Annotated in this window: 25 protein-coding genes; 13 read left to right on the plus strand and 12 right to left on the minus strand. The window is 68.9% G+C overall.

Annotation, left to right across the window (positions count from 1 at the left end):
- The first annotated feature begins 47 nt into the window (after positions 1 to 47).
- Positions 48 to 497: a hypothetical protein gene (locus ORI60_RS08645; RefSeq protein ID WP_266036126.1), complete on the plus strand. Its 450-nt coding sequence runs from the start codon at positions 48 to 50 to the stop codon at positions 495 to 497.
- Here the strand turns inward: ORI60_RS08645 and ORI60_RS08650 are convergent.
- The gene (locus ORI60_RS08650) at positions 482 to 850 is read right to left on the minus strand and encodes a GntR family transcriptional regulator (protein WP_266036127.1); all 369 of its coding nucleotides are present in this window, start codon (positions 848 to 850) and stop codon (positions 482 to 484) included. The two genes, ORI60_RS08645 and ORI60_RS08650, sit on opposite strands and share 16 nt — an antisense overlap.
- Positions 847 to 1,515, minus strand: coding sequence for a hypothetical protein (locus tag ORI60_RS08655; protein WP_266036129.1), 669 nt, complete (start codon positions 1,513 to 1,515; stop codon positions 847 to 849). Before ORI60_RS08655 ends, ORI60_RS08650 begins: the two co-directional genes overlap by 4 nt.
- Before the next feature lie 137 nt (positions 1,516 to 1,652).
- Between ORI60_RS08655 and ORI60_RS08660 the strand changes: the two genes are divergently transcribed.
- On the plus strand, positions 1,653 to 2,807 hold the full coding sequence (locus ORI60_RS08660; protein ID WP_266036131.1) for a sensor histidine kinase: 1,155 nt from the start codon (positions 1,653 to 1,655) through the stop codon (positions 2,805 to 2,807).
- 9 nt (positions 2,808 to 2,816) lie between these two features.
- Complete coding sequence (locus ORI60_RS08665; protein ID WP_266036133.1) at positions 2,817 to 3,473, plus strand: response regulator; 657 nt, start codon at positions 2,817 to 2,819, stop codon at positions 3,471 to 3,473.
- Here the strand turns inward: ORI60_RS08665 and ORI60_RS08670 are convergent.
- The 4 genes from ORI60_RS08670 to ORI60_RS08685 all read right to left on the minus strand — a co-directional run bounded on the left by ORI60_RS08670 (position 3,470) and on the right by ORI60_RS08685 (position 5,863).
- On the minus strand, positions 3,470 to 4,390 hold the full coding sequence (locus ORI60_RS08670) for an SDR family oxidoreductase (protein WP_266036135.1): 921 nt from the start codon (positions 4,388 to 4,390) through the stop codon (positions 3,470 to 3,472). The two genes, ORI60_RS08665 and ORI60_RS08670, sit on opposite strands and share 4 nt — an antisense overlap.
- A complete protein-coding gene (locus ORI60_RS08675) occupies positions 4,374 to 4,853 on the minus strand; it encodes a pyridoxamine 5'-phosphate oxidase family protein (protein ID WP_266036137.1) in 480 nt (159 codons plus the stop codon). The genes ORI60_RS08670 and ORI60_RS08675 overlap by 17 nt, the downstream gene beginning before the upstream one ends.
- A complete protein-coding gene (locus tag ORI60_RS08680; protein WP_266036139.1) occupies positions 4,853 to 5,380 on the minus strand; it encodes a TetR/AcrR family transcriptional regulator in 528 nt (175 codons plus the stop codon). Before ORI60_RS08680 ends, ORI60_RS08675 begins: the two co-directional genes overlap by 1 nt.
- A gap of 102 nt (positions 5,381 to 5,482) precedes the next feature.
- Positions 5,483 to 5,863 (minus strand): hypothetical protein, encoded by a 381-nt coding sequence (locus ORI60_RS08685; protein ID WP_266036141.1) that lies wholly within the window; start codon positions 5,861 to 5,863, stop codon positions 5,483 to 5,485.
- Positions 5,864 to 5,927: 64 nt separating this feature from the next.
- Between ORI60_RS08685 and ORI60_RS08690 the strand changes: the two genes are divergently transcribed.
- Positions 5,928 to 6,713 carry an HAD family hydrolase gene (locus ORI60_RS08690; protein WP_266036143.1) on the plus strand — a complete coding sequence of 262 codons (786 nt, stop codon included), beginning with the start codon at positions 5,928 to 5,930 and terminating at the stop codon, positions 6,711 to 6,713.
- Between the two features lie 25 nt (positions 6,714 to 6,738).
- Here ORI60_RS08690 and ORI60_RS08695 read toward each other — a convergent pair whose 3' ends face one another.
- Together ORI60_RS08695 and ORI60_RS08700 are read right to left on the minus strand one after the other, a co-directional pair.
- Positions 6,739 to 8,007, minus strand: coding sequence for a hypothetical protein (locus ORI60_RS08695; RefSeq protein WP_266036145.1), 1,269 nt, complete (start codon positions 8,005 to 8,007; stop codon positions 6,739 to 6,741).
- Positions 8,008 to 8,169: 162 nt separating this feature from the next.
- The gene (locus ORI60_RS08700; RefSeq protein WP_266036148.1) at positions 8,170 to 8,604 is read right to left on the minus strand and encodes a PPOX class F420-dependent oxidoreductase; all 435 of its coding nucleotides are present in this window, start codon (positions 8,602 to 8,604) and stop codon (positions 8,170 to 8,172) included.
- Between the two features lie 130 nt (positions 8,605 to 8,734).
- Here ORI60_RS08700 and ORI60_RS08705 point away from each other — a divergent pair, with 130 nt between their 5' ends.
- The 3 genes from ORI60_RS08705 to ORI60_RS08715 all read left to right on the plus strand — a co-directional run bounded on the left by ORI60_RS08705 (position 8,735) and on the right by ORI60_RS08715 (position 11,402).
- Entirely contained in the window at positions 8,735 to 9,646 is a 912-nt protein-coding gene (locus ORI60_RS08705; RefSeq protein ID WP_266036150.1) for an ABC transporter ATP-binding protein, read from the plus strand.
- A 5-nt stretch (positions 9,647 to 9,651) separates the two neighbouring features.
- Complete coding sequence (locus ORI60_RS08710) at positions 9,652 to 10,407, plus strand: hypothetical protein (RefSeq protein ID WP_266036154.1); 756 nt, start codon at positions 9,652 to 9,654, stop codon at positions 10,405 to 10,407.
- Positions 10,408 to 10,499: 92 nt separating this feature from the next.
- Positions 10,500 to 11,402: an ABC transporter ATP-binding protein gene (locus ORI60_RS08715; RefSeq protein WP_266036158.1), complete on the plus strand. Its 903-nt coding sequence runs from the start codon at positions 10,500 to 10,502 to the stop codon at positions 11,400 to 11,402.
- On the opposite strand, the gene mycP is transcribed toward ORI60_RS08715, so the two are convergent.
- Positions 11,368 to 12,510: a type VII secretion-associated serine protease mycosin gene (gene mycP, locus ORI60_RS08720; RefSeq protein ID WP_266036159.1), complete on the minus strand. Its 1,143-nt coding sequence runs from the start codon at positions 12,508 to 12,510 to the stop codon at positions 11,368 to 11,370. The genes ORI60_RS08715 and mycP overlap by 35 nt on opposite strands.
- Before the next feature lie 293 nt (positions 12,511 to 12,803).
- Here mycP and ORI60_RS08725 point away from each other — a divergent pair, with 293 nt between their 5' ends.
- The 4 genes from ORI60_RS08725 (at position 12,804) to ORI60_RS08740 (ending at position 16,585) form a co-directional block, all read left to right on the plus strand.
- Positions 12,804 to 13,175, plus strand: a complete 372-nt coding sequence (locus ORI60_RS08725) for a hypothetical protein (protein ID WP_266036161.1) — start codon at positions 12,804 to 12,806, stop codon at positions 13,173 to 13,175.
- 68 nt (positions 13,176 to 13,243) lie between these two features.
- Positions 13,244 to 13,888, plus strand: a complete 645-nt coding sequence (gene trmB, locus ORI60_RS08730) for a tRNA (guanosine(46)-N7)-methyltransferase TrmB (protein ID WP_266036590.1) — start codon at positions 13,244 to 13,246, stop codon at positions 13,886 to 13,888.
- A 132-nt stretch (positions 13,889 to 14,020) separates the two neighbouring features.
- On the plus strand, positions 14,021 to 15,127 hold the full coding sequence (locus tag ORI60_RS08735) for a nitric oxide synthase oxygenase (protein WP_266036163.1): 1,107 nt from the start codon (positions 14,021 to 14,023) through the stop codon (positions 15,125 to 15,127).
- A gap of 294 nt (positions 15,128 to 15,421) precedes the next feature.
- Positions 15,422 to 16,585: a sensor histidine kinase gene (locus tag ORI60_RS08740; RefSeq protein WP_266036165.1), complete on the plus strand. Its 1,164-nt coding sequence runs from the start codon at positions 15,422 to 15,424 to the stop codon at positions 16,583 to 16,585.
- Position 16,586: 1 nt separating this feature from the next.
- On the opposite strand, the gene ORI60_RS08745 is transcribed toward ORI60_RS08740, so the two are convergent.
- Positions 16,587 to 16,793, minus strand: a complete 207-nt coding sequence (locus ORI60_RS08745; RefSeq protein WP_266036167.1) for a hypothetical protein — start codon at positions 16,791 to 16,793, stop codon at positions 16,587 to 16,589.
- A 222-nt stretch (positions 16,794 to 17,015) separates the two neighbouring features.
- Between ORI60_RS08745 and ORI60_RS08750 the strand changes: the two genes are divergently transcribed.
- Entirely contained in the window at positions 17,016 to 18,329 is a 1,314-nt protein-coding gene (locus tag ORI60_RS08750) for an amidohydrolase (protein ID WP_266036169.1), read from the plus strand.
- 41 nt (positions 18,330 to 18,370) lie between these two features.
- Here ORI60_RS08750 and ORI60_RS08755 read toward each other — a convergent pair whose 3' ends face one another.
- Positions 18,371 to 19,048 (minus strand): SDR family oxidoreductase, encoded by a 678-nt coding sequence (locus ORI60_RS08755; RefSeq protein ID WP_266036171.1) that lies wholly within the window; start codon positions 19,046 to 19,048, stop codon positions 18,371 to 18,373.
- Between the two features lie 12 nt (positions 19,049 to 19,060).
- Between ORI60_RS08755 and ORI60_RS08760 the strand changes: the two genes are divergently transcribed.
- The gene (locus ORI60_RS08760; protein ID WP_266036173.1) at positions 19,061 to 20,236 is read left to right on the plus strand and encodes an MFS transporter; all 1,176 of its coding nucleotides are present in this window, start codon (positions 19,061 to 19,063) and stop codon (positions 20,234 to 20,236) included.
- Here the strand turns inward: ORI60_RS08760 and ORI60_RS08765 are convergent.
- A complete protein-coding gene (locus tag ORI60_RS08765) occupies positions 20,209 to 20,655 on the minus strand; it encodes a DUF3455 domain-containing protein (protein WP_266036175.1) in 447 nt (148 codons plus the stop codon). The two genes, ORI60_RS08760 and ORI60_RS08765, sit on opposite strands and share 28 nt — an antisense overlap.
- Positions 20,656 to 20,765 lie beyond the last annotated feature (110 nt).

Genomic DNA, 20,765 nt, shown 5'->3' on the forward strand with positions numbered 1-20,765 from the left:
GATCGTGCCACGGTTTGTGCACGTGCGTGCGCGGGTAGCCACAGCGCATGGGTGACAGCTACGTGACGTTCCTAGTGCTGGGGATCGTCCTGGTCGCGGTCGACGGCCAGCTGATCTACCGCGGTGGCAAGGGGTACCTCAAGCGCGCCGCGTACGACGAAGAGCAGGCCGGCAGCATGATGAAGCTGACGGCCGTGTTGTTCCACCTCGTCGTGCTCGGCCTGTTGGCGCTGGTGTCGATCATCAATGTCGACACCGGTGACACGGTGAAGAACGTGGTCGTGAAGCTGGGCATCGTGCTGTTGCTACTGGCACTGGCCCACGGCGCGACGATGGCGATCCTGGCCAGGATCAGGGACCGCCAGATGCAGCAGCAACTCGCTGACCAGATGGCCGAGGAACACCGGATCTACGAAGAGCGCCAAGAAGAACGTCAGGCGCACATCAGCGAACCGCGACCCGCACCCAAGATCGAGTCGCCTTACTCACCCAAGTAATGGGCTCGCACGGCGTTCAGTGCCTCCCCCTCACTGGCGCCGAGTGACCGAGCGATGGCGACGAACTCCGCCGCGGCGGCGGAGAGCGGGTCCGGTGCATGCGAAGGCAGGGCAGCCACCACGGTGCCCTGCCTTCGTCCTGTCGTGAGCACGCCTTCGGTCTCCAGCTCCCGGTAGGCCCGCGCGACGGTGCCGGCGGCGAGCCCGAGATCGGCGGCGAGCTGCCGGATCGTCGGCAACCGCGACCCGACCGGCAGCACACCACCGCTGATCAACCTGACGAGCTGGTCCCGGACCTGGCGCCAGGGCGCGACACCGTTCTCGACGTCGACGACGATCCGGGGAGCAGTCACCGCACGATCTTCGACGACACGACGTTCGTGTTCGCCATCAGCACCCACGCGGCGATGCCGGCGAGGAGGAACCCGCCGCCGACGAGCGCGCCGACCATCGCCGCCCCGATGCCGGCCGACACGTGCACGCTGCGGGTGCGCAGCGCCCGGTCGACCTCCTCGTCGCCGTCGGCGGGACGCGCGACCGCCGCCCAGATGATCACCGCGACGGCGCCGACGGACACGACGAACACGGGCAGCCGGCCGATCTCGAGCTTCACGAGGAGCCAGCCCAGACCGAACAGCACGATCACCGCGTAGGCGCCCAGCACGTACTGCGAGCCGATGTCGAACAGGCCGCGCGGCGCGAGCGTCGCCACCCGCTGCCGGCCTTCGCGGGGCAACGACAACGCGATCAGCTCGGCGAGCAACGTGCCCCCGAGCACGACCGCCGCGAACGACCCGACACCGCGGCCGCTGGCGAACGGCACGAACGACATCCCGACGAAGAGCCACGGGTAGAGCAACCGCCGCCGCTTCAGGTAGCGGATGGCGTCGTCGATCTGCGCCGGCGTCGGGTCGGACACCTTCCAGCTCTTGAGCAGGCGCCTGCCGGTGGATCGTGTCGGCCACAGAGCGACCAGCAGGAACAACCCAACGCCAGCGGCCCACAGGACGTCGTACATGGCGAACCCCCGAACTTTGTATCAACCCCTCGACACAATAACTCACACTGAAGTCGTACGCGGCGTCAGCCCGTGGCGCGACGCGCGGAAGTTCGGCCCGCACCTAACCTTGTCCAGTGCGGCGGTTCAGTCTGTGGATGAAGGCTCATCCGGCGTTCGGGGACTCCCTGATCGCCGGAGTTCTGCTGCTCTTCGACATGGGCATCGCGGCCACAGTCGTCGACCAGGGCGTGTCGTTCTCCGCCTATCTCGCGGTGACGCTGCTGATGCTCGGACCGCTGCCGTTCCGCCGGTACCACCCGCTCGGCACCAGCTACCTGATCCTCGGGGGCGGGTTCCTCCAGCTCTTCTCGCACGGCGGCATCAACGGCATCCCGGTCCGCATGTCGGACTTCGCGCTGGCCATAGCGCTGTACACGCTCGTCGCGTACACGAACCGCAAGACGGCGTTGATCTACGTGGGCTGGCTGGTCGCGGGCACGCTGCTCTGGGCGATCTTCCAGGTCGGCGAGCTGCAGGCCGTGTTCCTGGTGTTCCTGATCTTCGTGATCTTCGGGTTCAGCTGGGCGATGGGCGAGTTCATCGGCGCACGCCGTGCCTACCAGCGCGAGATGGAACAACGCCTGGTGCTGCTCGAGACCGAACGCGACCAGCAGGCCAAGATCGCCGTGGGCGAGGAGCGTTCCCGGATAGCCCGCGAACTGCACGACGTCGTCGCCCACGCGGTGAGCGTGATGATCGTCCACGCCGACGGCGCCGCGTACACGATCAGGTCCCAGCCGGAGGTGGCCGAGAACGCGGTCCGCACGATCGCCGAGACCGGCCGCCTCGCGCTGACCGAGATGCGCCGCCTGCTCGGCGTTCTGCGCAGCGAGGACGCCGAGACCCAGTGGGCCCCGCAGCCCGACGCGCGCGGCGTGGTCGAGCTCGCCGAGAACGCCAGGGCCGCCGGCGTCCCGGTGCGCCTGGAGATCAACGGCGACGTGGACGACCTGCCCGTGGGCGTCGGCCTGAGCGTCTACCGGATCGTGCAGGAAGCTCTGACGAACACCATCAAGCACGCCGGAGCAGGCACCACCGCCTTGGTCCGCCTGGCGCGCTCGCCGGAGGAACTGCGTCTGGAAGTGACCGACAACGGGTTCGGCACGCCCCACGACGTCGTCAAGGTCTCCGGCGGCAACGGACTGATCGGCATGAGGGAAAGGGCAGCGGTGCTGGGCGGGGAGTTCGAGGCGGGTCCCAACCCCGGTGGGGGCTGGCGCGTGCGCGCGACGTTCCCGCTAGCCGCATAGGGTGATCGAGTGATTCGGGTGCTGCTGGTCGACGACCAGGAACTGATGCGGATGGGTTTTCGCATGGTCCTGGGCGCGCAAGAGGACATCGACGTGATCGGCGAGGCGGCCGACGGCCTCGACGCCGTGCAGATGGCGGAGAAGCTGCGGCCTGACGTCGTCCTGATGGACGTCCGCATGCCCGTGATGGACGGTGTGGAGGCGACCGCGCGCATCGTCGCGGCCGACTCCGCGAAGGTGCTGGTCATGACCACCTTCGACATGGACGAGTACGCGCTGTCGGCGTTGCGCAACGGCGCCAGCGGGTTCCTGCTGAAGGACACCCCGCCGACCGACCTGGTGTCGGCCCTGCGCGCGGTGGCCTCCGGTGACGCCGTGGTCTCGCCGTCGGTGACCAAGCGGCTGCTCGGCCGGTTCCTCGGCGACGGCGGCGGTGAGCTTCGCGACGCCTCGGTGCTCGACGTGCTGACCGAACGCGAGCGCGAGGTGCTCGTGCTGATCGCGAAGGGCCTGTCGAACACCGAGCTCGCCCGCAAGCTCTTCCTGTCCGAGGCGACGGTGAAGACGCACGTCGGCCGGATCCTCGCGAAGCTGGAGCTGCGAGACCGGGTGCAGGCCGTGGTGCTGGCCTACGAGACCGGTCTCGTCCGCCCCGGCGACGCCTAGCGGAACTTCTCGGGGTCGGCGTCCACGGTCTGCCCCGCCATCCGCGGCTTCAGGACCTCGTCGTACCAGCGGCCCCAGTCGGGCTGCGAGCCGTCGAGGTCGGTGAACCCGTACTCGCGCTGCAGCTTCCACGACGAGAGGCACTGCCCGGCGAACCGCCTGCGGTCCTCGTCGGCGGCGAGGTGCGCGAGACCTCGGCCGAGGTAGTGGGGCGTCTCGGACAACGCGTAGTCCGGCACCTTCTCGATGGCGTCACGCCAGTTCGCCTCGGTGACGCCGAAACTCTCGAGCATCTGCTCGGAGCGCAGGAATCCCGGCGTGGCCGCGACCGCCGTCACGTTCGGGTGGTCCTTCAGGTCCTTCGCCAGCACCTCGCCGAACCGGCGCACCGAGCTCTTCACCGCGTCGTACGGGAGGTTCACGAAGTACGCCTCGCCGTCCTCGCCGTCGGTCACCTCGACGACGAGCCCGTCGTCGGACCTGATCAGGATCGGCATGAGCTTGTGCAACGCCACGAGGTGGGTCTCGACGCCGTTGCGCCACATGCGCAGCTGCTTGTCGAGGTCGTGCTCCCAGAACTTGCCCCACTCGACGAGGTTCTCGCCGCCCCAAGCGTTGTCGATGAAGATGTCGAGCTTGTCGATCTTCGCGGCGAGAGCGTCCACATCGGACGGGTTCGTGAGGTCGCAGCGGACCGCGATCCCCTTGCCACCGGCCGCGTCCACGAGCTCGGCGGTCTCCTCGATCGTCTCCGACCGCCCGACCTCGGACTGCTGTGTCCGCGTGGTCCGGCCGGCGACGAACACCGTCGCCCCCGCCGCCCCCAGCTCCACGGCGATCGCCCGTCCGGCACCGCGCGTGGCGCCGGTGACGACCGCGACCTTCCCGCTCAGATCAGGATCATTTCTTGCTGACACGGCGAGTTCCCCTTCCCTCGTGCCAGGAGAGGACGACCATCTCGTCGCCCTCGACGGTGAGCTGCACGACCTCGGTCACGTCGAACCGGAACAGGTCGATCTCCTCCGGTTCCGGCTGCCACCCCGTGCGGTCGAACAGGTCTTTCAGATAGGTGTCCTTGTCCGTCCAGAACTCGGCGGTGCCGCTGATCTTCGCGTCACCCGCCTCCGTCATCGAGGCCACCGTGGTGGTGCAGTGCAGCGCGAACCTCGGGTCGCGCCGCAGGTCCCTCGACTTCAACGAGTCCGGCATCATGCCCGCCCACAGCTCGCCGTGGGCGAAGTCCGGTTCCACTCCGCTGATCCGCGGTGAGCCGTCCTTGCGCAGCGTCGCGAGCAGCGCGTGCCGGTCCGCCGCGAACCTGGCCTGCACGAACGCGGCCATGTCGGGCTGTTCGGCGGCGAACTCGCCCCAGGTGGCCATCAGCGCATCCCTTCCAACACCAGATCGATGTCCTCAGCCGTACGGGCCAGCAGGTCGCCGCGCGGGCGCACCGACCAGTCCATCGAGATCCCGTAGACCAGCGCGGCGAGGACGCGGGCCGCGTTGGGCGGCAGCTCCTCGGCGACGCAGAGGATCTCCAGCTCTTGTTCCAGCACCTCGTAGTGCCGGGCCAGCAGCGCGCGCAGTTCCGGGTCGATCAGGTCGACCCCGAGCTGCGCCAGGTTGTTCGTCGCGACCACCGGGTCGGCGAGCCGGTCGAACCAGGTCAGCAGCGCGTCGCGGACCGTGCCGGCCTCGCGCATCCGCCGGGTGACCTCCTCGGTGCCCGCCCTGGTGAGCGCCTGCAACAGCCCGCTCTTGGACCCGAACCGCTTCGCCACCGCCCCGACCGACACCCCCGCCTCCGCGGCCACGTCCGCGACGGTGAACTCCGGTCCGCGCCGGTCGATGACGGCCGCGACGGCGTTCAGGATCCGTTCGTCGGTGATCGTGCGAGGTCGTGCCACCTGGTTAGTGAACCACAATTCACTAACCTTCGCATAGGGTGGCTCCACGTGAACTGGAGACCGCGTCTAGTGGGTCAACGACCAACTACCGCTGGGAAGGCCCTACCAGGTACCGGGTTCCTCGCCCCTGGCCGCGGCGAGTGCCCTTACTGCCTCTCGTAGTGCCTCCGCCAAGCCGGAACGACTGGTCCAGGCGTCGTACACAGCGTGCTGATGATCGGCGTCGAGGATCGCCAACTCCGCCTCCCGCCGCAGGTTCACCCACTCTCCGCCGCTGTCGCCCATGAACCACAACGTCAACAAGGAACGTTCGGCGATCCACTGCCCGAGCAACACTCGAACGCCGTGACCGAGCCTCTCGTCGGACAGCAACCTGATCGCCAGGTTCGCGCCAGGATCACTCGTAGGCGTCTCCAACTCCTGCGGCGGCCTCCATTCCTCGGGCAGCCCGTTCAGCCACTCCCACCCATCCGGCTTCGTCATTCCGCACCTTCCCCCAGATCACTTGCGGCACTGGCGGTCGATGACCACCGTAGGGTGGCTCCACGTGAACTGGAGACCGCGTCTGGTGGCCTTGGACATCGACGGAACCCTGACCGCCGTCGGCTCGAACGACATCTCACCGGCCGTGAAAGCGGCCATCACCCGCGCCACCGGACACGGCGCCCACGTGGTGCTGTGCACCGGCCGCAGCCTGATCGGCATCACCGAGATCGCGCCGCAGCTGCCCGTGTCGCTGGCCGTCTGCTCGAACGGTGCCGTGTGGTGGGATCCGGCTCTCGGCGAGGTGACCAGGCGGGTGACGTTCGATCCCGGACCGACGGTCGAGACGCTGCGGGCTCTGCTGCCCGGTGCGGTGTTCGCCGTGGAGCAGACCGGGGTCGGCAACCTGTCGCTCGGCTCGTTCCTGCCGAACGACCTCTGGGGCGTGACGACGCAGGTGTCGTTCGAGGAGCTGGCGGTGCCGACCTCGCGGCTGGTCATGCGGTGGCTCGACCGCACGCCCGCGGAGTTGTCGTTCGCGGTGAAGGACCTGGACCTGCCGGGGGTCGAGTGGTCCGTCGACCACACCGAGGCGTGGCTGACCGCGGTGCCGCCGAACGTCTCGAAGGGCACGGCGCTGGACGAGCTCTGCGGCTCGCTGGGCATCTCGCCCGCGGACGCGCTCGCGATCGGCGACGGGTCCAACGACGTCGAGATGTTGCGGTGGGCCGGCCGCGGTGTGGCGATGGGTCAGGCGCCGGCGCACGTGCAGGCGATCGCGGACGAGGTGGCGCCGACCGTGCTGGAGGACGGCGCCGCTCAGGTGTTGAACCGGCTCTTCCCCGGCTAGGAGACGCGAGCAGCACCCAGACACGTCAATAGCCGTAGGTCACCTCGGGTTCGCCACCGCCACCAGGCTGGACGTCCTTGGTCGTCATCTGCTTGAGAGCTGCGACGAGCTTCACCTCGTCGTGGCCGCCCCAGAACTCGAGGACACCCTTCTTGAGCACGGTGCCCTTGGTTCGGCGCAGCACTCCGCGCGCACCGTACTTCGAGATCAGGTTCAGCAGTTTGAGCTCGCCCAGCACCACCGTGCCGGGGATGAGCACCAGGTCGTGGAGCTGGTAGAAGGCCGTGGTGGCATGGGAGGGCATCCCCCTCAACGCGGCCACCGACACGGCGCGCACGGCCTCCGGATCGATGGGCACCGAACGACGAACCGGCCCGTCCTCACCAGGCTCGAAGGCCTTCTCGTGCACCACGTGGTCGATGCCGCGCGCGTCGGTGACCACCATCTGCCAGTACCGCTTGACTCCGTCCTGGCCGTCCTGCACCACACGCTCGCGCTGGGTGCTCCTCTTCTCCGCCGCCCTGCGGAGCTTGGTGGCGTACGCGTCACCCTTGAGGTGGCGGAACTCGCGGTCGACATCGTCGTCCGGCTGCTCCGACCACCATTCCCTCGCCCACTCGCGAATGGCATGGCACTGGTCGTACCAGTCCAGGTAATGGGGCTGCAGGACGTGCATCGCCGCAGTGGCGAGCTCCTCCACCACCAGAGGGGGAACGTCAGCCGGGCTGTCGACACACCACCAGTCGATCACTTCGGCGTCGAGGCCGGCGCAGCCCGCGGCCTCGGCTCGGACCAGCGCGTACACCCCGGGCTTGCTGGTTGACATGTCCTGCAGGGGATGTTGATCACCGTGGTTGAAAACGTTGTCCACACCCGCATCGCGCATCCCCTCGGACACCCGCTCGCGACTCGGGCACATCGGCAGGAGGTCGATCGCCTGTTTCGGATGATGTTCACGCAGTGAGCGCCACGCGGCCGTGGCCTGTCCGGAACTGTGGAAGGAGGCCTCGACCAAGGAACACAGAGCGACGGCCCACGGTCGTTTCTCGTGATCGAGGTACCGGCGGAACATCTTCGACGTGTTCACGTCCGTTCCCGGAGCGAGGACGACGTCCACCGAGTCCGGCGGAGCGGCGGCGACCACGTGGCTGAGGACGTCGCGCAGATCGCTCGGGCAGTCGGAGCTCAGGACGTACCGGGCGACCGGCTGTGTCGCACCATCCTTGCCGACGTCGTCGGTGACCTTCTCGACGTACTTCAAAGTCTCGGTGCACAACCAGTCAGCCCAAGTCATCGTCCCGACCTCCCTCAGCTCATACGCTGAATGTGTGTTGAGGGAGGCCGGTGATCAGGGTGCGGGCAGACACCAGGCCGGGCACGAAGGTTTCCCCAAAGGGAATCCCGCCCGGCCTGGAACCCCGTTCTCGGAGCGCCCGCCCTAGATCGAGCAGTACACCTAGTCGGAGACGTTCTGCACGGCGACGACCTTGTCCACCTTCACCCGCACGACCATCTCGCCCGGCACGCCGTTGCGGTCGGCGTACTCGTCGGCGCGGTCGTCGCCCATGTAGCGCGCCGCGGTGCGGCCCGCCCAGTACTTGAGCTGGTCCGGGTCCTCGTCGATCACGGCCTGACCGGTGATCGTGACGAAGTTGAACGGCGGCGTCTCGTCGTCGAAGCACAGCGCCACGCGGCCGTCGCGCAGGATCGACTTGCCCTTGACCGTGTCGCGGGCGGTCAGGAAGACGACGTCGGGGCCGTCGAGGTCCACCCAGACCGGGGCGACGTGCGGCGAGCCGTCCTTGCGGGTGACCGCGAGCTTGGCGGTGCGGGCGGGCTTGGCCAGGACGAACTCGCGCCACCAGCCGTCCGGGGCTTCCGTGTATCCCATGTGGCTCATTCAACTACGACGGAGGTAGCGCCACAGGACGACGGAAGTTGACGCACGCGCAGACCGCAGGCCGATGTGGCAGGCCCCCTCGGAGCGTCAGAGTAATCCCATCACCGAGAGGGGACAGCACATGATCGAGGCAATCGGCCTCACCAAGAGATACGGCAGGACGGTCGCGGTCGACGACCTGTCGTTCACCGTCCAACCTGGACGGGTGACCGGATTCCTCGGTCCGAACGGCGCCGGCAAGTCGACCACCATGCGCATGATCCTGGGGCTCGACCGTCCGACGGCAGGCCGCGTGCTGATCGACGGCAAGCCCTACACCGAGCTGCACCGTCCACTGCAGACGGTCGGTGCGCTGCTCGACGCCAAGTGGGTCCACCCGAACCGCTCCGCCCGCGCTCACCTGCGCTGGCTCGCCAAGTCCAACAACCTGCCGAAGGACCGCGTGGACGCGGTGCTGGAGGCCGTCGGTCTCACGCAGGTCGCCGGCAAGAACGCCGGCGGGTTCTCGCTCGGCATGTCGCAGCGGCTGGGGATCGCCGCGGCACTGCTCGGCGACCCGAAGGTGCTGCTGTTCGACGAGCCGGTCAACGGCCTCGACCCGGAGGGCATCCTCTGGATCCGCACGTTCATGCAGAACCTCGCCGCCGAGGGCCGCACGGTCCTCGTGTCGAGCCACCTGCTGTCGGAGATGGCGCTCACGGCCAGCGAGCTCGTGGTGATCGGCCGGGGGAAGCTGATCACGCAGAGCAGCACGCAGGAGTTCATCGACAGCGCAACGGGTAACACCGTCCTCGTGCGCAGCCCTCAGCTCTCCAAGCTCGGCCCGCTGCTCGTCGACAAGGGCTTCACGGTTCGTGACGGCGCGGACGGCGCGTTGTCCGTATCGGGTGCAACCAGTGACCAGATCGGTGACATCGCTGCTGCCAACGGTGTCGTCCTGCACGAGCTCAGCCCCCAGCGCGGTTCGCTCGAAGAGGCGTTCATGCAGCTGACCGGCGATGCTGTCGAGTACCACGCAGAGATCGGGAAGTGAGTCTGATGACCCTGTTGGCAGTTGAGAGAATCAAGCTCTTCTCGACCCGCTCGCCCTACTGGTGCAGCGCGCTCGCCCTGGTCCTGGGTGTCGGCCTCACCGCGATCATCGCGGCCTCCACCGACAACGGCCAGCTGTCCATCGGCGTCACGCAGTTCGGCAGCAGCCAGCTCGCGCTGTCCGTCGTGCTGGTGATGGCGGCCCTCGCGGTCACGACGGAGTACCGCTTCAGCACGATCCGCGCCACGTTCCTCGCGGTGCCGAACCGGACGTCCGCGCTGGTCGCCAAGACCGTCGTGGTGGCGTTCATCGCCGCCGTCCTCGGCGAGATCATCGCCTTCGGCTCGGTGGGCATGGCGAAGCTGCTGTCGCCCGCCTCCGACCTCGCGATCAACACGAGCGGCGAGTGGCGGCACGTCGCGGGCGTCGGCCTGCTCTACGGCATCGGCGCGATCATCGCGATCGCGGTCGGCATCCTGGTCCGCCAGACCGCCGGCGCCGTGGCGATCCTGCTCGTCTGGAACATGCTGCTGGAGCAGCTGATCGGGATCATCCCGAAGGCCGGCGTCAAGATCCAGGCGTGGCTGCCCTTCATGAACGCCAACCACTTCCTGCAGCTCGGCGGCGACAACACGGCCGAACAGGCGGGGGCCGGCATCGACTTCAAGCTGAGCCAGTGGGGTTCGCTCGGCTACTTCGCCGGAGTCGCGATCGCGCTCCTGGTGGTCGCACTGATCGTCGCGAAGCGGCGGGACGCGTGACCTGTTCCGAATGAGGGGGAGAGGGACCTGGGTCATCCGTCGGGGGGTGACCCAGGTCCCTGCCAGTTCTGTCGAGCGAACCGGGAGAGGCCATGATCGAAGCAGTGCGGTTGCAGAAGCACTACGGCAAGACGAAGGCCGTCGACGACCTGTCGTTCACCGTCCGGCCCGGCCGCGTCACGGGCTTCCTCGGCCCGAACGGCGCCGGCAAGTCCACGACCATGAGGATGATCCTCGGCCTCGACACCCCCACCGGCGGCGACGTCACGATCGACGGGAAGCACTACGCCCAGCTCAAGCAGCCGCTGCGCAAGGTCGGCGCGCTGCTCGACGCGAAGTGGGTGCACCCCAACCGGTCCGCGCGGGCGCACCTCAAGTGGCTCGCGGTCTCGAACAAGATCCCGGTCAGCCGGGTGCGGGAAGTGCTGGAGATCGTCGGCCTCACCGAGGTCGCGCACAAGAACGCCGGCGGGTTCTCCCTCGGCATGTCGCAGCGGCTCGGCATCGCGGGCGCGTTGCTCGGCGACCCCGAGGTGCTGCTCTTCGACGAGCCGGTCAACGGCCTCGACCCGGAGGGCATCCTCTGGATCCGGCAGTTCATGCACCGGCTCGCGAACGAGGGCCGCACGGTGTTCGTGTCGAGCCACCTGCTGTCCGAGATGGCGCAGACCGCCCAGGACCTCATCGTCATCGGCAAGGGCCAGCTGATCGCGCAGACCTCGACCGAGCAGTTCATCGCCGACGCCACGCAGGACACCGTGCGGGTGCGGTCACCGCACGCCGCGAAGCTGCGCGAGATCCTCGCGGCGCACGCGACGGTGACCGACGACTCGGCGAGCGGAAGCCTGGTGGTGCACGGGATCGCCGCGCAGCAGATCGGTGAGCTCGCGGCGGAGAACCAGATCGTGCTGCACGAGCTCAGCCCTCAGCGCGGTTCGCTGGAGGAGGCCTTCATGCAGCTCACCAAGGAGTCGGTGGAGTATCACGCGCACTGACGGGCTCGGGTCGCCGTGACCTGATGGCGGGCAGCGCGATCAGCAGCCCGGTCATCACGGCGGTGCCGCCCGCGACGGCGGCGACGAACGGCAGCCGGTCCGCCACGTCGACCGGCTGCTGGGGACGCTGGGCCGCGAGCGTCGGAGTCGGTTGCGCGGTCGAGGGCACCGGCGGCAGCAGCGGATTGCGTTCCACCGGCGGGAGTTGCGCGGTGAGCGCGCCCATCGGGTTGACCAGGCCGTACCCGGTCGCCGCGTCCCGGCCGGGGGCCGCCAGGTCGGTCGCGGTCTTGACCAGCGCGTTGACGACGTCCTTCGCCGCCATGTCCGGGTGCTTCGCGCGCACCAGCGCGGCGACACCGGACACGATCGCCGACGCCGCGCTCGTGCCGTCCATCTCCGCGTAACCGCTGGCGTAGACGCTCTGCGGCGCGACCGTGACGATGCCCGCCGCCGGTGCCGCGAGCACCGTGTCGGCGCCGATGTTGGACGACGCCCAGGGCTTGCCCTCCTCGTTGGTGCCCGCGACCGCGATCACGCCGTTGATGTTGGCGGGCGCCGAGACCTCCTTGCCGTCGTTGCCGGTGGCGGCGACGAGGACGACGTCCTTCTCGATCGCGTAGTTCACGGCCTTGACCAGCGTCGGCGTCATCGAACTGGAGAAACCCAGCGACATGTTGACGACCTTGGCGCCGTGGTCGGCGGCCCACCTGATGCTCTCGGCGACGACGTCGAGCCCGAACTGCTCCTTCTCGTCGGCGCTGGCGATCGGCAGGATCTTGGCGCCGGGCGCGATGCCGAGCGCGCCGCCGTTCTTGCCGGTCGCGGCGATGATCCCGGCCATCCCGGTGCCGTGGCCGTCGGCGTCGGTCGTGCCGTCGGTGCCCTTGGAGCGGCCGAAGCCCGTTCCGGGCAGGACCTGCCCCGCGAGATCGGGGTGCCGGGCGTCGACACCGGAGTCGATCACGGCGACGACGACGCCGTCCCCGCGCGCCTGGGCCTGCGCCGAGTAGACGTCCAGCGCGTCGAGGTGCCACTCCTGCTCCTCGATCGTCTGCCCGGCGAGCAGCAACGGCAGCGCGGCGGCGAGCGCGGAGAGCAGGTGCACGTCAGCTACATCGTGTTTCCACCTCGCACCGCAACGTGCCTGGCATCACACGTTGCGTAAGGGTGCTGTTAACAAGCCGTGAAAAGCCGCATTCTGGACATCACCGGCGTTTGAGTTCCCGTTCAATGGGGTTATCCCCGCTGCGGAGGTGGCCAGTGGTCCGTGTGGAAGCAATGCTCGGCCTCGAGTGGTCCAGTGCGCTCGAAGCCCCCAACCCTGCCGAAATCGCCCTCACCCCTGCAGACGCCCGCCGTTCGTGGGTGAATCGCGCCCCGGAAAGCGAAGTGCTGACGATGTACCGCTCCGTGCGGGACGTCGAGGACGCGCCCGCGCCGTGGTGGCTGCGCGCGCTGGACCGGGGGCGGCTGCGTTCCCGTGCCGAAGGTCATGCGGTCGAGGACTCGGTGAGCGAACTGCTCTCCGCACGTCCCGGCTGGGTGTTCGTGCCCTGGGTCGACCTCGGCGAGGTCGGGTACTGGGAGTACGTGCCCTCCGAGAGCGGTGTGTACGGGCCTGCCACTCCGACAACCGTGCAGTTCACCGACTCGCACCGCGGGTTCGTGCACCTCGTTCCCGCGCATCGCGGGGCGGGTCAGCCCCAGGCGATCGACTTCACCGTTGCTGACCTGCGTGCTCAGATCGAGGACATCGAACTCATTGCCTAGAATGTCCCGTCGTGACCAGGCCTGAGTTCCCCCGTTCCATCGTCAGCTTCGTCCAGCGCGGCGAGCGCATGACCGTGGGACAGGAACGTGCCTGGGACACGTACTGGGAGAAGATGGGCAACGACGTCAAGTCGTTGCCCGAGGGGCCCCTCGACTTCGACTCGTGGTTCGGCCGTTCCGCGCCCGTGCTGCTGGAGATCGGTTCCGGCATGGGCGAGACCACCTCCCAGCTCGTGGCCGCCGCGCCCGAGCTCAACTACGTCGCCGTCGAGGTCTACAAGCCAGGGCTCGCCCAGCTGCTGCTGCGCGCCGAGCACCTCGGCGGGCTCGACAACCTGCGCGTGCTGCGCGGTGACGCCGTCGACCTGCTGACCGACCACGTCGCGCCCGCGTCGTTGCACGGCGTGCGGATCTTCTTCCCGGACCCGTGGCCGAAGAAGAAGCACCACAAGCGCCGGCTCGTGCAGCCGGAGTTCGTGGCGCTGCTGGCGTCCCGGCTGGAGCCCGGTGGCGTGCTGCACCTCGCCACGGACTGGGAGCACTACGCCGAGCAGATGCTGGAGGTCTGCTCCGGCGAGCGGCTGCTGACCAACGTGCACGACGGCTGGGCGCCGCGACCGGACTGGCGGCCCGTCACGAAGTTCGAGCAGCGTGCGGTGAACGAAGATCGTGTTTCGCACGACCTGATGTTCAGGCGGAACGACCTCACCTGATCGAGGTCTCAAGCCGATCGGGTGAGCACCCTGGGTCTAATCTTCACTCGTTGGAGTGGCCGGTGTTGATCACCCGAAATGCCCCGAGTGGCAGTGACGCGTGAGGCTGTTCCGGGCTTAGCGTCTCGCTCCGTGACCCCCGACGTCCTCCCCGTCGCGGAGGAGTTCGTCCGCATGTTCCACGCGGCGCACTCCGACGCAGGCTCGCTGTCCGCCCGCATCGCCCAGGTGCGCGCCGAGATCGCCGAGACCGGAACCTACCGCCACACCACCAACGAACTCGCGTACGGCGCGCGGATCGCGCTGCGGGACTCCGGCTGGTGCACCTCAGGTGTGCCATGGCGTCGCCTGAAAGTCCGCGATCTGCGCGGCTACCGCAACGCCGCCGCCGTCGCCGGCGAGTGCGTCGAACACCTGCGGCTCGCGACCAACGGTGGCGAGATCCGGCCACTGGTAACGGTTTTCGCGCCGGACGCGCCCGGCTCGCCCGGGCCGGTGATCTGGAACGAGCAGCTGATCCGGTACGCCGGGTACGCCGACGGGACGGGGGACCGCCGGTACACCCAGTTCACCGAGACCATGCAGGGCATGGGCTGGCGTCCGCCGGTGCGGCGTTCACGCTTCGACCTGCTGCCGTTGGTGGTGGAGACGCAGCACGAGGGGCCGCGGCTGTTCACGCTGCCGCCCGAGATCGTGCACGAGGTTCCGCTGGAGCACCCGACTCTGCCGTGGTTCGGCGAGATGGGCCTGCGCTGGCACGCGGTTCCGGTCATCTCGAACATGCGGCTGTCGATCGGTGGCGTGCACTACCCCGCAGCGCCGTTCAACTCGTGGTTCGTCGGCGCCGAGATCGGCACGCGGTCACTGGCTGAGGAGGGTGCTTACGGTGTGGCGCGTGAGGTCGCCGATGCGTTGGGTTTGGACACTTCGTCCGAACGCACGCTGTGGCGGGACTTCGCGACCGTTCACCTGAACGCTGCAGTGCTGCACTCGTTCGACAAGGCGGCTGTCACCATCACCGACCACCACGCGGAAGCGTTGCACCGCCTCGCCTGGCTGCGTTCCCGTCAGCGGCCTTCGGCCGCGCGGCCCGCGTTCCGGCTCGACACAGCGGCCGCGGCGCGCGCACGGAACGGTTCTCCGGCGCGCTTCACGGCCGCGTTGGACGAGACGCGTCCTCAACCGACGAGCAGGCTGGCGGAACTGCTCCGCCAGCACCATTCCCTGACCAGCGTCTGACTTCCCCATCACACGCTGGGCCGGGACCTAGTGCTTCGAGTCGATCATCACGCCCGAGAGTGCCATGAGCGCAAGGACCAACAGGCCGACCACAGCGGCGGCCCAAGTGAACACAACTGACAACATGGCGTCCTCCGTCTTCTCGTCTTCGCTCCTCCAGAGTCCGTGACCGCGGCGTGATCCGGCATCCGCCGTGAGGGTATTTCCGCAGGTCGCCCAGTCAGCCTTATGGCTGACCCCGCGGTAGACCCCGGTCGGACGCGGGATCAGCCTTCCGGCTTTACCGTGTGTCGGGTGGAGAGCAAGGAACTGAACTGGCGGTTGCTCGCCAAACGCCAGTGGCCGCTGGCGCTCTCACTGGCCTTCATCTCGGGCCTGGAGCTGTTCACCGCCGACTACACGAACCCGTGGTGGCAGGCCCCCGGCGTCGCGGTGATCTGCGTGATCGCCGTGCTGGCGCCCCGGCGTCCCTTCGACGCGACCGTCGCCCTCGCCGCTGCGATCGTCTTCACCGCCCTCTACCTGCGGTTCTTCGGTCTGTACATGCAGCCGCACTTCTTCATCAGCGGTGCGTCGATCTCCGTGACGGGCGCGGCGATGGCGACCATCGCGATCGTCGTGCGCGAGGCACCGCGCTGGTACGCGGTGTCGGGCACCGCGGTCGTCCTCGCGGCGATGGTGGGCGCGGAGGTCATCGGCTACCCGGTCGTGGCGCCGAAGGAGTACCGGACCTACGAACCCGACCCGTGGAGCTACCTGTTCGGGGCGGTCCTCATGTTCGTGATCGCGGTGGGCACCGGCCTGTACTTCCGGGCCCGTGACAACGAACGCGCGTCTCAGCTGGCTGCTTCCGTTGCGGCGGCCCAGAACTCCGAACGGCTCGCGCTCGCCCGCGAACTGCACGACGTGGTGGCGCACTACGTGACCGCGATCGTCGTGCACGCGCAGGCGGGCCAGATCAACCGCGCCGCCGCCGAGCAGGTGCTGCCGACCATCGAGGCGTCGGGCCACGAGGCGCTGACCGCGATGCGGCGGCTGGTCGGGACGTTGCGGGACGGCGAGTCGTCCACACCGGCCGCGTCTTCGTCCCTCGTGGACGACGTGCGGTCGCTGGCGGCGGAGTCCGGTCTCCCGGTGCGACTTTCGTTCGACCTGCGGGACGCCGTGCCGCAGGAACTGGCACGGTCGGTGCTGCGGCTCGTGCAGGAATCGTTGACGAACACCCAGAAGCACGCGGCAGCTGTGTCCTCTGTGGACCTATCACTGTCCTCAAACGACGGCGTGCTGCACCTGAGCGTGACCGACGACGGCGTGGCGTCGGGTGTTCCCGTGGGCGGATCGGGAGGCTACGGGCTCGTCGGCATGCGCGAGCGCGCGGAACTGCTCGGCGGCACCTTCTCCGCAGGCCGGCGCGAACCGACCGGATGGACGGTCCGCGCCGATCTGCCGATCAGCTAGCTCACATGTCGTCGCGGATGACTTCGAACTCCTGAGTCATCTCGACATCGCTTTGCTGGTCGTCGGTCTGAGGGTCGATGTCGGCCACTGAATGCCTCCGCATGATCACGCCCGGTCGTGGGGTGTGATCATGCCAACTCAGCGCCGGGTCGGCGGCTTGGGGGTCGCGGGCTTCTGTGCGCGGCGGAACTGCCCACTGGACGTGCACGGCTTCTTCGACATGATCTTGAGACGCCCCTGTCCTACCCGTGGTTGCTCATGGATGCACAAAGGGCCCGTCGCATCACGCGTGACGGGCCCCTTGGTTGGGGAGAAGTTTTAGGCCGGGGCGGACCCTGGGGGTCGGCCCGCGCCCGACACAGCGAGGATGCCCATCGCGTCCAGATGTATGCATGAGTGTGATCGGCATCACAATGGCAGGATTCGTCCCATGTCATTGCGTCTGCACGCCCCGGTGGTTCTGCCCTGCGACCCGTCCTGCGCCGTGTTGCGCGACGCGGTCGTGGACGTCGTCGACGGCCGGATCACCTACGTGGGTGCCCTCTCCGATGCCCCCGCCTTCGACGGCGAGGTCCGCTCGCTGTCGGGGATCCTGATGCCCGGCCTCGTGAACACCCACGCGCACAGCCCGATGACGGTGCTGCGCGGCCTCGGCTCCGACCTGCCGCTGCTGCGGTGGCTGCAGGAGCAGATGTGGCCGAACGAGGCCCAGATGACCCCCGCCGACATCCGCACCGGCATGCTGCTCGGCGCCGTCGAGATGCTGCGGCACGGCGTCACCACCTCCGCCGAGATGTACTTCCACGGCCGCGAGCTCACGGACGCCGTCCTGGCCGCCGGGTCGAGGGTGGTGTTCGGCGGGGCGATCCTCGACGTGCCGGGCATGGACTGGAAGTCGCAGACCGACGAGATCTCCGCGTGGATCGACGCCGACGGGCTGCGGTTCGGGCCCGGTGAGCGGGTCGAGCTGGCCTACGGGCCGCACTCCGCCTACACGCTGTCGGCCGCGCAGCTGACGGCGATCGCGGTCGAGGCCAGGGCCCGCGGGGCGCTGTTCATGCTGCACGTGGCCGAGTCGCCGTTCGAGGACGAGGCCGCCCGCGCCGAGTTCGGGTCCGTGCCGGCCCTGATGAAGGCTTCGGACGTGCTGGGCGGGCGCGTGCTGTCCGCGCACTCCGTCCACCTGTCCGACGACGACATCGCCCTGTACGCGGCGTACGGCGTCGGTGTCGCGCACTGCCCCGGCTCCAACACGAAGCTCGCTTCGGGGATCGCTCGGGTGCCCGAGCTGCTGGCCGCGGGCGTGGCGGTCGGACTGGGCACCGACGGCCCCGCGTCCAACGACGACCTGGACCTGCTGGAGGAGGCGCGGCTGGCCGGCCTGCTCGCCCGCGTCTCCAAGATGGACGCGACCGTGCTCGGGGCCGCCCAGGCGTTGCTGATGGCCACGCGGGGCGGAGCCGACGCGCTGGGCCGCGACGACATCGGCGCGCTGGAGGCCGGTCGCTGGGGCGATGTCGTGCACGTCGCCGCCGACGACCCCGCGTTCGCCACCGGCCTGGACGCGCCGGACGACCAGCTGCTCGCGAACCTCGTGTGGGGGTCCGGGTCGCGCCGGGTCACCGACGTGTGGGTCGCCGGTGACCACGTCGTCGCGGGTGGGGAGTCCACTCGGGTGGACCGGCAGGAGGCGCAGGCCGGAGTCGCCGCGGTGGCGCGGCGACTGCGGAGCGTCAACCACTAGCCACAGGCTGTTGACAAGCCTGTGGACAACTAGGCCGTGTCCTAATGCGGCCGCGACCGCACGTTGATCTCGGTGATGTGGGCGTCGGGCGTCGCCAGCACGGCCGACGCCACCGCCCGCCCCACCGAGGCCGGGTCGATGTACTTCGACGGGTCGTACTCGCCGCCCTCCTGGCGGCGCACGTCCTCCTGCATCGGCGTGGCGGTGCGGCCGGGGTAGACCGTGGTCACCCGCAACGACGGCTCGTCGCCGCGCAGGGCGTCGGCGTAGGCGCGCAGGGCGAACTTCGAGGCCGCGTAGACGCCCCAGCCGGGGTTGGCGTTCAGGCCCGCGCCGGAGTTGATGAGCACCACGTGGCCGGAGGCGGCGCGCAGCTGCGGCAGGACGAGGTTGGTCAGTTCCGCCACCGCGAAGACGTTCACGTCGAACGTGCGGCGCCAGTCGTCCTGGGAGGCCTCGGCCAGCGGGCCGAGCAGGGCGATGCCGGCGCTGTGCACGATCACGTCGAGGCGCGGGACGGCGGCCAGGTCGGCGCTCGCGACGTTCGCCAGGTCGAACGGCCAGGCCTGCGCGCCGGGAAGCTCGGCGGCCAGCAGGGACAGCGACGTCTCGTCGCGACCGCCTAGAAGCAGGTCGTGGGTCGGGGCCAGACTTCTGGCGATGGCCGAGCCGATTCCGCTGGATGCCCCGGTGACGAGGGCTACCGGACGATCACTCATGGGGGGACCATAGTGCCCAGGAAGTTGATCCTGCCGTACCTGTGCCTGCTCTACTTCATCAACTACCTGGACCGGGTCAACATCGGGTTCGCCGGGCCGAACGGCATGTCGGAGGAGCTCCAGCTCTCGGCGACGGTGTTCGGGTTCGCGTCCGGGGTGTTCTTCATCGGCTACCTGCTGCTGGAGGTGCCGAGCAACCTGGCGCTGCACAGGTTCGGGGCGCGCAGGTGGATCGCGCGGATCATGGTCAGCTGGGGGATCGTCGCCACGGCCATGGCGTTCGTGCCCAACGGGACCGTGCTCGTCGTGCTGCGGTTCCTGCTCGGCGTGGCCGAAGCCGGGTTCTTCCCCGGGATCATCCTGTACCTGACGTACTTCTACCCGCAGAAGGACCGGGCGCGGATCGTCGCGCTGTTCATGGTGGCGGTGCCGATCTCGACGGCGCTCGGGGCCACGTTCAGCGGGTTGCTGATCCAGTGGACGGACTGGCGCACGATGTTCCTCGTCGAGGGGCTGCCGGCGATCGCGCTGGCGTTCGTGACGTGGTTCTGGCTGCCGGACAAGCCCGACGACGCACCGGAGGAGCCCACCGAGGAGCACTGGCCTTTGAAGAAGGCCCTCACGCATCCCCGGATCCTGGCGTTGAGCTTCGTGTACTTCGGGATCGTCTACGGGCTCTACACGCTGGGGTTCTTCCTGCCGACCATCATCAAGGGGCTGGCGCCCGGAGCCGGGATCGTCGAGCGGGGGCTGATCAACGCGATCCCGTACGTCCTCGGCGCGGTCGCCATGATCCTGTGGGCCAGGCACGGCGACCGAACCGGAGAACGGAAGTGGCACGTCGCCGCGCCGATGCTGCTGGGTGGTGCGGCCATCCCGGTGGCGCTGCACCTCGACAACCCCGTCGCGGCGATGGTCGCCGTCTCGGTGTGCGCCATCGGAGTCTGCGCCGCCCTGCCCACCTTCTGGGCGCTGCCCACGAGCTTTCTCGGCGGCACGGCCGCGGCGGGCGGCATCGCGCTGATCAACTCGTTGGGCAACGTGAGCGGTTTCGCAGCCCCTTACGTGACCGGCTGGCTGCGTGACGTCACCGAAACCCAGAAGACCGGCCTCTGGGTCGTCGGCATCACGATGATCACGGCAGCGGTGGTCGCGCTCGTTCAGAGGGCGGGGACGGAGAAGGTGTAGAGGGCTTCGTAGCGGACGGAGGTCTGTGCTCCTTCGGTGCAGCTGCCGGCGGGTGCGACGCCGCCCTTGGTGTTGAGGCGCTGCACGTAGCTGACGCCGGCGAACGTTCCTTCGCCCCTGGTCGACTTGGCCTTGAGCAGGAGCTCCGGAACGGCTCCGGGAACGTCGTTGCGTGCGCCGTCGACCGGGGCGGCCTCGACCGCGCTGCCGTCGACGGTGGAGACCCAGATCGGACCGCGCGAGTGCAGCCCGACCGCCCTGCCGAGCCGGTCCGCCAGCGTCGCGGCGGGTTCCAGGCCCTTCCACACCCCGGCCGTGCAGGTGTAGGTCTGCACGCCCTTGGCGTGGAGCTTGGCGACGATCTTGTTGCCGGACGGGACCTGAACCGCGGGTGCGACCCTCGCGTCAGATCCGTTCATGGCTTCCGGGGTCGGCGCGGCGGTGGAGCCGGCACCTCCCACGAGGATGCCCAGAAGGGTTGATGAGACCAGGACGATGCCAGCACGTTTCATCACCTCGAGGCGTACGG

Origin of the sequence: Lentzea sp. NEAU-D7 (assembly GCF_026242055.1) — a bacterium.
Classification (GTDB): Bacteria; Actinomycetota; Actinomycetes; order Mycobacteriales; family Pseudonocardiaceae; genus Lentzea.

Bases quoted from the DNA above. Each gene is read 5' to 3' on its own strand.
- ORI60_RS08685 (WP_266036141.1), bottom strand. From the start codon at position 5,863: ATGACGAAGCCGGATGGGTGGGAGTGGCTGAACGGGCTGCCCGAGGAA.
- ORI60_RS08765 (WP_266036175.1), bottom strand. From the start codon at position 20,655: ATGAACGGATCTGACGCGAGGGTCGCACCCGCGGTTCAGGTCCCGTCC.
- ORI60_RS08660 (WP_266036131.1), top strand. From the start codon at position 1,653: ATGAAGGCTCATCCGGCGTTCGGGGACTCCCTGATCGCCGGAGTTCTG.
- trmB (WP_266036590.1), top strand. From the start codon at position 13,244: ATGACCGTGGGACAGGAACGTGCCTGGGACACGTACTGGGAGAAGATG.
- ORI60_RS08705 (WP_266036150.1), top strand. From the start codon at position 8,735: ATGATCGAGGCAATCGGCCTCACCAAGAGATACGGCAGGACGGTCGCG.
- ORI60_RS08645 (WP_266036126.1), top strand. From the start codon at position 48: ATGGGTGACAGCTACGTGACGTTCCTAGTGCTGGGGATCGTCCTGGTC.
- ORI60_RS08700 (WP_266036148.1), bottom strand. From the start codon at position 8,604: ATGGGATACACGGAAGCCCCGGACGGCTGGTGGCGCGAGTTCGTCCTG.
- ORI60_RS08725 (WP_266036161.1), top strand. From the start codon at position 12,804: ATGTACCGCTCCGTGCGGGACGTCGAGGACGCGCCCGCGCCGTGGTGG.
- ORI60_RS08695 (WP_266036145.1), bottom strand. From the start codon at position 8,007: ATGACTTGGGCTGACTGGTTGTGCACCGAGACTTTGAAGTACGTCGAG.
- ORI60_RS08675 (WP_266036137.1), bottom strand. From the start codon at position 4,853: ATGGCCACCTGGGGCGAGTTCGCCGCCGAACAGCCCGACATGGCCGCG.
- ORI60_RS08750 (WP_266036169.1), top strand. From the start codon at position 17,016: ATGTCATTGCGTCTGCACGCCCCGGTGGTTCTGCCCTGCGACCCGTCC.
- ORI60_RS08655 (WP_266036129.1), bottom strand. From the start codon at position 1,515: ATGTACGACGTCCTGTGGGCCGCTGGCGTTGGGTTGTTCCTGCTGGTC.
- ORI60_RS08710 (WP_266036154.1), top strand. From the start codon at position 9,652: ATGACCCTGTTGGCAGTTGAGAGAATCAAGCTCTTCTCGACCCGCTCG.
- ORI60_RS08755 (WP_266036171.1), bottom strand. From the start codon at position 19,048: ATGAGTGATCGTCCGGTAGCCCTCGTCACCGGGGCATCCAGCGGAATC.
- ORI60_RS08715 (WP_266036158.1), top strand. From the start codon at position 10,500: ATGATCGAAGCAGTGCGGTTGCAGAAGCACTACGGCAAGACGAAGGCC.